General features: G+C 43.2%; 9 protein-coding genes. 3 read left to right on the forward strand and 6 right to left on the reverse strand.

Annotated features, from left to right (window positions below):
* Together CXF78_RS07920 and CXF78_RS07925 are read left to right on the forward strand one after the other, a co-directional pair.
* A partial coding sequence (locus CXF78_RS07920; RefSeq protein ID WP_102036456.1) for an alanine/glycine:cation symporter family protein occupies window positions 1–1,137 on the forward strand: 1,137 nt, incomplete at its 5' end.
* Between the two features lie 110 nt (window positions 1,138–1,247).
* Complete coding sequence (locus CXF78_RS07925) at window positions 1,248–1,646, forward strand: hypothetical protein (RefSeq protein ID WP_011638958.1); 399 nt, start codon at window positions 1,248–1,250, stop codon at window positions 1,644–1,646.
* 44 nt (window positions 1,647–1,690) lie between these two features.
* On the opposite strand, the gene CXF78_RS07930 is transcribed toward CXF78_RS07925, so the two are convergent.
* The 4 genes from CXF78_RS07930 to CXF78_RS07945 all read right to left on the reverse strand — a co-directional run bounded on the left by CXF78_RS07930 (window position 1,691) and on the right by CXF78_RS07945 (window position 6,242).
* The gene (locus CXF78_RS07930; protein ID WP_011638957.1) at window positions 1,691–2,800 is read right to left on the reverse strand and encodes an ABC transporter permease; all 1,110 of its coding nucleotides are present in this window, start codon (window positions 2,798–2,800) and stop codon (window positions 1,691–1,693) included.
* Between the two features lie 11 nt (window positions 2,801–2,811).
* Window positions 2,812–3,783 carry an ABC transporter ATP-binding protein gene (locus CXF78_RS07935; RefSeq protein ID WP_102036457.1) on the reverse strand — a complete coding sequence of 324 codons (972 nt, stop codon included), beginning with the start codon at window positions 3,781–3,783 and terminating at the stop codon, window positions 2,812–2,814.
* The gene (locus CXF78_RS07940; RefSeq protein WP_102036458.1) at window positions 3,780–4,751 is read right to left on the reverse strand and encodes an HlyD family secretion protein; all 972 of its coding nucleotides are present in this window, start codon (window positions 4,749–4,751) and stop codon (window positions 3,780–3,782) included. The genes CXF78_RS07935 and CXF78_RS07940 overlap by 4 nt, the downstream gene beginning before the upstream one ends.
* A gap of 138 nt (window positions 4,752–4,889) precedes the next feature.
* Window positions 4,890–6,242: a flavohemoglobin expression-modulating QEGLA motif protein gene (locus tag CXF78_RS07945; protein WP_102036459.1), complete on the reverse strand. Its 1,353-nt coding sequence runs from the start codon at window positions 6,240–6,242 to the stop codon at window positions 4,890–4,892.
* Between the two features lie 234 nt (window positions 6,243–6,476).
* On the opposite strand from CXF78_RS07945, the gene CXF78_RS07950 reads away from it, so the two are divergent.
* Entirely contained in the window at window positions 6,477–7,454 is a 978-nt protein-coding gene (locus CXF78_RS07950) for a PDC sensor domain-containing protein (RefSeq protein ID WP_011638953.1), read from the forward strand.
* A gap of 84 nt (window positions 7,455–7,538) precedes the next feature.
* On the opposite strand, the gene CXF78_RS21410 is transcribed toward CXF78_RS07950, so the two are convergent.
* Entirely contained in the window at window positions 7,539–7,715 is a 177-nt protein-coding gene (locus CXF78_RS21410; protein ID WP_011638952.1) for a PA3496 family putative envelope integrity protein, read from the reverse strand.
* A 319-nt stretch (window positions 7,716–8,034) separates the two neighbouring features.
* Window positions 8,035–8,337: TorF family putative porin (locus tag CXF78_RS07955; protein WP_219622059.1), on the reverse strand; the 303-nt coding region annotated here is incomplete at its 5' end.

Below are 8,337 nucleotides of genomic sequence, written 5' to 3' on the forward strand. Positions count from 1 at the left end.
GGTACGGGTAACATTGCTGGTGTGGCTACGGCGATTTTTATTGGTGGGCCAGGGGCATTATTTTGGATGTGGTGTACGGCGCTCGTGGGTATGGCGACTAAGTTTTCGGAAGCCGTTCTGGCGGTAAAATATCGTGAGACAGATGCTAACGGTAACCATGTTGGCGGCCCGATGTATTACATCAAGAATGGTTTAGGCAGCAAATGGGCCTGGTTAGGTACTGCATTTGCTCTGTTTGGCTCCATTGCCGGTTTTGGTATTGGTAATACCGTACAAGCTAACTCAGTTGCTGATGCGATGAGCAGTAACTTTGGTGTACCTAGTTGGGTTACAGGTGTGGTGTTAATGGTGCTGGTGGGTGCGGTACTCATGGGCGGTATTAAACGTATTGCTGAAGTGGCTGGTAAGTTAGTGCCATTGATGACGGTATTTTATATTACCGCTGGTTTAGCGGTATTGGTTGTATATGCAGACGAAGTGCCTGCTGCTTTTATGTTGATTATTGAAAGTGCCTTTAACCCAGTAGCGGCCCAAGGTGGTTTTGCGGGGGCGGCGGTATGGGCTGCGATTCGTTTTGGTGTGGCACGTGGGGTATTTTCAAATGAAGCCGGGTTAGGAAGTGCGCCAATTGCCCATGCGGCGGCGCAAACGAATAACCCAGTGAAGCAAGGTTTAGTGGCCATGTTAGGTACGTTCATTGACACGCTCATTGTATGCTCAATAACGGGCTTGGCGATTGTGGTTTCTGGTGCGTGGACATCTGGCGAAAACGGCGCAGCATTAACCTCTCTAGCATTTTCACATGCACTGCCCATGGGTAACTATATCGTGGCCATCGCTTTGGCTGTGTTTGCCTTTACCACTATTTTAGGGTGGAGTTTCTACAGCGAAAAATGTGTTCAATACTTATTAGGCGACAAAGCAGTTAAGCCATTTCGTCTAATCTGGACCTTGGTTGTGCCTTTAGGTGCAGTGAGTTCGCTAGAATTTATTTGGTTATTAGCCGACACATTGAACGCGATGATGGCGATTCCAAACTTAATTGCGTTAGTGCTATTAAGTCCTGTGGTATTTGGCTTAACTCGCGAATACTTTCTCAAGCAAAGAGCGCTTAACGCAAAACAAAAAGCCAATTAATATTGTCGTAAATAGTTGGCTAAGTGTTATTTTAGGTTAACTTTAGCCAAATGATTATTAAGCATGTTTATCAGTACATTGATGAACATGCTTTTTTAAAAGGATTTTTTATGAAGTACGTTGTTTTTACTGTCTCTGTTGCCGCCATCTTGAGTATGGTGTTTGTGTCGGGTTGCTCTAACCTGTCACTGCGAACCAATGCGGGTACAATTGCGCTAGGTAACGCCACAATAGCAGGGGTTGATACCTACACCTCAGCAGAAATGTCTAGGTTCAAAGCACAGTTTCTTGGCGATGTGACCACTTCATATTGTGAAAATTCATCAGATCCTGAAAAGTTAGATGATCTTCCAAGTTTGTCTTCAATGACTAAGTCACTCAAATTACAAGTGACCCAACGAGGCGGTAATGCCATTGTGTTGAAGCAATGCGGCAAAGTTAATTACTCGTCTTGTGCTGTTTATTTAGAGTGTAACGGCGAGGCATATGTCATCGACCGTGGCTTATAACTAGACCCATTTTTCTAGCGCCTATTGGAGTCATACAATAGGCGTTAATCTAATCGTTTGCTAAATCGCATCGCTGCAATCCATAATCCAATGACTGTAAAACCCACCAGCCACAATACATCGTTTATTAACTCGCCTAACGTTGCCCCTTTTAACACAATCGCTCGGATCACCCGCATAAAATGGGTTCCTGGCAGTGCTTCGGCAATCCATTTTGCTGCTGTCGGCATGGCTTCTAATGGGGTGATAAATCCAGAGAGTAATATGGTTGGCAATAATACAAAAATGGTCATTTGCATGGCTTGTAGCTGTGTTTTTGCAATAGTAGATATGATTAACCCTAATGTCAGGCTAGCGGTAATAAACAGTAACGTGCCCAACAATAAATGACTGATAGCGCCATTGATGGGCACGGCAAAAATAATATTGCCTAAGCCTAAAATAATGGTCATTTGCACTAAGCCGATGACGATGTATGGCAATATTTTTCCAATCATCAGTTCTATTGGCTTTATTGGGGTGGTGATCAATAATTCAAGGTTGCCGCGTTCACGCTCACGAACAATAGCTGATGAAGTAAACAGCACCATGGTCATGGTCAGAATGACGGCGATTAAACCTGGAACAATATTCACCGCGGATCGCTGCTCGGGATTATAAAATAAGCTAACTTCAAACCGAGATTGGTTGCTGGTTTGCTCCGGTACAATATCGTTGAGCGATAGGTTGCGCAGTTGCTTTATCGCGCCTGCAATCATGGTGTCTGAACCATCGACTATCCATTGGCCAATCGGTTCATTGCGTGCGATTTTTTCATTCAAAGTAGGCGGTAAAATTAATGCCGCTTTAATGTCACCACGGCGAATAGCAGCCTGTGCTTGCTCTGCTGTCGTGAGATAGGATGTGACTTCCACTACCTGGGTGACTTTTACCGCTTCGACTATCCAGCGTCCTGCAGCTGAATCACTTTGATCAACAATTGCTACTGGTATTGCCCGCACATCAGTATTGATGGCATAGCCGAATAACAACAGCTGGATCAGCGGGATCATTATCACCATGGCAAAGGTAATTCGATCGCGCATAAGCTGCTTAACTTCTTTAGCGGTAATGGCATGAATACGCATGTAGCTATGGCGAATACTGTTCAGCATGTTGTTAGCCCTTATGTTGCTTCATGGGAGGCTGGAACACGCTGGCCAGTATGACTGACAAACACGTCTTCAAGATTAGCGCTAACCAAGTGAATATCTTGCAGGTTAACGGGGTGATTATGCTGTTGGCACTGATGCAGTAACCAAGAGATAGGATCTACCACTTGTTTGCTGACCAATACCCGTAATCTATGGCCTAACTGCGCCGCAGAGGTCACTTCAATGTGGCTAATTAATGCTTGTTTTAACGGCCTTAAATCAGTGGTGTTGATTTCAACCACATGGGCATTGATGTTATCCATTAATGCTTTTGGCGTGTCATCCGCTCTGATCCTGCCTTTTTCCATAATGGCAATTTTATGGCAGCGTTCGGCCTCATCCATATAATGGGTAGTCACTAAAATACTGGTGCCTTGTTCTGATAAATCGAACAGTTGCTCCCAGAAGTCACGCCTGTTTTGTGGATCAACGGCTGAGGTGGGTTCATCTAAAAACAGTAATTTTGGTTGATTTAAACATGCGCAGGCGAGGGCCAATCGTTGTCTTTGTCCACCGCTAAGGGTACCGGCCAGTTGATGCTGATATTGGCTTAGTTTGTAAGTGCTTTGCAGTTGATCAATGCGTTTTTTGCAGGTGCTATTGTCAATACCATAGATTCGGCCAATAAATTGCAAGTTCTCTGTAACGGTTAAGTCATCGTAGAGGGAAAATTTTTGGGTCATATAACCAATATTATGGCGTAATGCTTCAGCTTGCTTCGGGATGGCTAACCCCATGACATTAATGGTGCCTTCTGTGGGGGTGAGTAAACCGGTTAACATTCTAATAGTGGTTGATTTACCACAGCCATTAGGGCCTAAAAAACCATAAATGTTGCCTTTAGGCACCAATAAGTCTAATTGCTCTACCGCAGTAAAGTCGCCAAATTTTTTGGTTAGCCCATGAGCTTGAATTACCCATTGTGGGTCTACGGATGAGGTCATTTTTGTGTCGGTAATATAACTTGGGCTGGTATGCCCGTAGGTAGTTTGCTGGCCGAACTGTCTAAACTCACTTCGGCTAGAAAGGCTAATCGTGACCTATCTGCTTGATTCAGTGCGTAGTAGGGGGTAAATGCCGGTTCAGTACTTATCCAACGCAGTGTGCCGTTAAATGTGCTGTCGATACCGTCTACACTGACAGACAACGTTTGGCCAATGCGAAGTTTAGCTGCATAGGGTTCAGGTATATACACTCTGGCGTAGGGCGCAGCATCAGCTTGGATAACCGCTACCACCGCACTTAGCTGGACGCGTTCGCCAACATTGTAGGGCAAGTTATCTAACTTACCACTGCGAGTTGCACGAATGCTTAAGTCGCTGTAAACCTGCTGCTCGTAACGTAGGTTGGCATTGGCAGCATCGAGTGCTGCTTGTGCTTGAAAAATATCTTCTTGGCGAACACCTTTGATCAATATTGTTAATCGATCGTTGGCGGCATCATATTCTGCATTGGCTTGATCGCGAAGCGCTAAAGCACGATCGCGCTCTGCTTCACTGACCAGGTTTTTTGCTAATAAACTCGCGCTGCGTTGATAAGATTTTTGCGCTTCGATTTTGGCGGCGTTGGCACTCTTTAATGCCGAATTGGCACTGGCGATATCTTCTGGGCGCTCGCCATTAGTGAGTTTTAATAAGTAGGCTTGGGCTTTAACCACTTCGGCTTGCATTACCGCTAAGCGCGCGGCTTGTTTGTGGGTATCAAATTGGACTAATAAGTCACCGGCGTTGACTTGCATGCCTTTTTTAATGGGTTGTGCAGTAATGATTTCTGCTGCGGTTGAACGAAGAATGACTCGGTCGCGCTCTAAGGTACCTAATGCTTGTGAAGGGCTTGCTGGCGTGCAGCCACTCATTAATATCAAGCTGGATAATAACATTGAAAATAACGCTGAAAATAGAATGTGTTTCATAGCAAGTCTCAACCATAGCCGTAGTTACACTATAGCAAACTCACTAGGTAACAAGGCATTAGCATTACACTTGTTTAGTAGGCTAAGTGTGACTTATGCCACACTTAGTCTATTCGTTTACTAACCTATGACTGTCGCTTATTCGAAGTTGTTATCAAACTCTGAATCTTCAAATAAGTCGACTGCAGAAGTAGGGACAACATTTTTGAATTGGCGTGCAAAATGGCGTTGCACCCCTTTTAAGTCGATATTGCCGATACCGGACGCAAAGCCAAACCAGGCATAAAGGCCGCTAATGTCTTCAAACATTGGTGGTAAATATTTAGGGCGGGCAATAATGCCTTCCTGGTAAGCTTGATACAGAACCGGAATGTCTTCGATGGCTAATTTACCTAAAAACAGCATAGGGATTAACTCTGGTAAACCCGTGCTAATGGCGCTACGGATAAAGTTAATGTTTTCAACATAACCGCGTACGTAGGAGATATCTTTAGTGAAAAAGCTGCCTCCGCCAACCATACCACCACGAAATACCCGTTGAGTAACACGATAACTGTCTTTTGAACTCAGGTTTAGGTTTCTAAAGTAGCGATAGACCTCAATAAAATCGGCACCTTGTTCAGCCATGTCGACAGCAGATACACGATCGCTAATTCGTCGTGCACGACCCGGATTTGAGCTTAAGGTCAGCATTTCCATCAACACTGCTAAGCCTTCTTGCGACGCTGTCACTCGCGGAGAACCGACACTGAGCCAAGTCGCATGTGGTTGCGCACGACCATTAAGCGTGGTGCCCACATGAACCCAGCCTTCGTGTACTTCATACACATTCAAATCAGATTCGCTGAACATGGCACGGGTGTTGAGTTTTACGGTGTCACCACCTACAGCAGCGTCAGACACAATACCATCGCTCAATTTAACGTGAATTTCATCGTTGTGAAAATATTTTACTAAACGCTCACTGAGAACATTGACCGCTTCTGGTGCGCTGATAATTTTTGGATGACGGCTACTCATGTGGCGCGCAGCAGGTAACGAAAATATATGGCTTAAACGATCGCCCAGTTGGCGTACCGTATGACGATCGCCATGTAATTTGTGGCTGGCACTGCCATACAATTCTTGACTGAGTTTACCAAACATTGGCTTGCCACGATTGTGTAGCATGTCTATCACGATCCGATATTGATCAATGTTAGCCAGTAAAATTTTACCTAACTTATCGCGTTTACCTAAACCTCGCTCAACGGCATTTTTTAACCCTTGTAGGTCAGTTTGGGTCTGATCTGCGTTAAAGGATAAAGGAATCGATTGATAGAAATCATTGCTGATGTTGGGTAACTCTTTGCTTTGTTTAGCTAAAAAGTCATCTTCAACTTGTCTTGGCCATTTTATCGAGTCTAAAATTTTAATCGGTGCTTGGATACGAATTAATTCATCAGAAAAACGACGAATATCTTGTTGATAACGCAATAAAGAGTCAGACATTGTCTTTTCCTAATCTTGAAAATATTGTAAGCAGTATTAGCACTTATATTAGCAGATGTTGATTGCAAAACGGCAATGAAAAAAAACCTCAAATGTAGCACTATTTTGGTGCAACAAATCAGTTTATATCGCAATTCCTTCCAGACACTTTATTTAAGTATCTAAAAATAATAGCTTATTTATTTGGCATTAAAACTGCTTTAGCTAAAGTAATCTAGATTAAAAGGAAATCCTATGGCAGCGATGAGCTATTTAAGTGTGATCGAGCGTTACCATGAATATGAACATCTGGTACACGAATTATTAGAATCTATTTTGATCGGTGTGGGAGATATTAATTTATTCGAACAACCCATTTCGGCTAAAATTTTTGAAGATATGGCGATTAGTTATCCTTTTGTGGAACTCATTTATTTACTTGATGAGCAAGGGATGCAGATTTGTCCTAATATCAGCGTCATTAATCAGCAAGTTAAGCTAATGGCTTGCGGTCATCATGTTGACCGAAGCCAGCGACCTTATTTTACTCAATTGACTGCTATCGACACCGTTCATATTACTCGACCCTATTTATCAAACTCTGGTGGTGGGTTGTGCTTGTCGGCATCGCAAATGATTAAATCGGCCTCTGGGCAAGTGGTTATTGTGGTCATTGATGTCAACCTAACACGATTGATCGAGTTTATGATGGGCGACAGTGCTCGGCGTAAAATGTCTCCGTTTTTTAAAAGTATTTATACTGCGATTGTATTGTGTCTGTTTGTGTTGGTGAGCGTACTCATGTGGACCGTGATCCGCGATATTTATGCCTTGTTTAGCCAAATATCTGCGACCCATGATCCGCTACAGCCCTTTGGTATTATCATTTTTCTTACATTGGCATTAGCTATTTTTGATTTGGGTAAAACCATTTTGGAAGAAGAAGTGCTGATGCATAAAGATATCTTCCGTCACAGCTCGACTCGTAGAACGATTACGCGGTTTATTTCGACCATTTTGATTGCGATTTCAATTGAAGCTTTGCTGACGATGTTTAAAGCATCGCTGGGAGAAAAACAATATATTGAGCCTGCCATTTTGATGATGTTAGCGGTCGTGGGGCTATTGGTTGGGTTAGGGATATATGTGTATCTAGGTGCCAAAGCTGAGCTGCTACTCACACAAGCACAAGTTGGTAAGCACACTAGGCGTGTACAAACTAAAAATGAATAGGCAATTAATTAGCGCTTAGTAGTGCCTAAGTTCGCTCGCTTAAAATAGACAGGGATAAACGACATTGGCGTTTATCCCTATTTTTTAGAAAAAATCGTCGTCACCAATTGCTTTACGTAATTGAGCTTGTTCGAGGAAATCTTCTAATCTGCGTTTTACTTGGCGTTTATGTTGTAATGTTTCGGCGGATTTAACGTTTCTAGGCGTTGTCATCGCGTCCATTTCTGTGTCATCAGGCACTCTTTCACTAAGATTAGCCATAACAAAACCCTCATGTTGAATAAAAGCGTGGTATTAATTCAATGAGCATTTTCTAACTAAAAAAACCTAAATAGGGAAGTAAAATATTTTTCCTCAGTTGGACAGCTATTTTTACCTTTCTCTTTGAGCTTAGCATTAATTGTTTTTCTTGCTAGTAAAACCAACTAGCTGGTGCGTAGAGTGTGCTTGTGATCAAATATTCTGGATGTGCTGAGCGTAGATAATGCTCCGCTTTCAAGCAGGTAAAAAAACGCCACCTTCAATTAGGTGGCGTCGATAACACGAATACAGCAAAGCGCATGTGCGATAGGGTTACTCGTTATAGGCTAAAGCCATATGAGTAGCCTAAAACAACTTTAGCATCATTGTCTGGTAAGTCTGTGTCAGAGGCCATAAATGAGACTGTTCCTAGGTCTGTTTCAGCGCTTAAAGTCACGTTGTAGTCTGCATAGGTGTCGCCAAATAAATCTTCAACAACATCGCCTTGTGAATAACCGTAGTGGAATGCAATGCTGAGCTTTTCTGTTAACGGGAAACTGGCATTGGCTTGAATATAGTTCCAATCTGTTTCGTCACTTGCACCAGACACATCAGAGTCAGCGTTGATCACTTGAGAATAACC

The sequence above is a fragment of the Shewanella sp. 11B5 genome (genome assembly GCF_002836795.1).
GTDB lineage: Bacteria > Pseudomonadota > Gammaproteobacteria > Enterobacterales > Shewanellaceae > Shewanella > Shewanella frigidimarina.

Excerpts from the sequence above, each read along its gene's own strand:
- CXF78_RS07925 (WP_011638958.1), top strand. The coding sequence starts at position 1,248 with ATGAAGTACGTTGTTTTTACTGTCTCTGTTGCCGCCATCTTGAGTATG.
- CXF78_RS07930 (WP_011638957.1), bottom strand. The coding sequence starts at position 2,800 with ATGCTGAACAGTATTCGCCATAGCTACATGCGTATTCATGCCATTACC.
- CXF78_RS07935 (WP_102036457.1), bottom strand. The coding sequence starts at position 3,783 with ATGACCTCATCCGTAGACCCACAATGGGTAATTCAAGCTCATGGGCTA.
- CXF78_RS07940 (WP_102036458.1), bottom strand. The coding sequence starts at position 4,751 with ATGAAACACATTCTATTTTCAGCGTTATTTTCAATGTTATTATCCAGC.
- CXF78_RS07945 (WP_102036459.1), bottom strand. The coding sequence starts at position 6,242 with ATGTCTGACTCTTTATTGCGTTATCAACAAGATATTCGTCGTTTTTCT.
- CXF78_RS07950 (WP_011638953.1), top strand. The coding sequence starts at position 6,477 with ATGGCAGCGATGAGCTATTTAAGTGTGATCGAGCGTTACCATGAATAT.
- CXF78_RS21410 (WP_011638952.1), bottom strand. The coding sequence starts at position 7,715 with ATGGCTAATCTTAGTGAAAGAGTGCCTGATGACACAGAAATGGACGCG.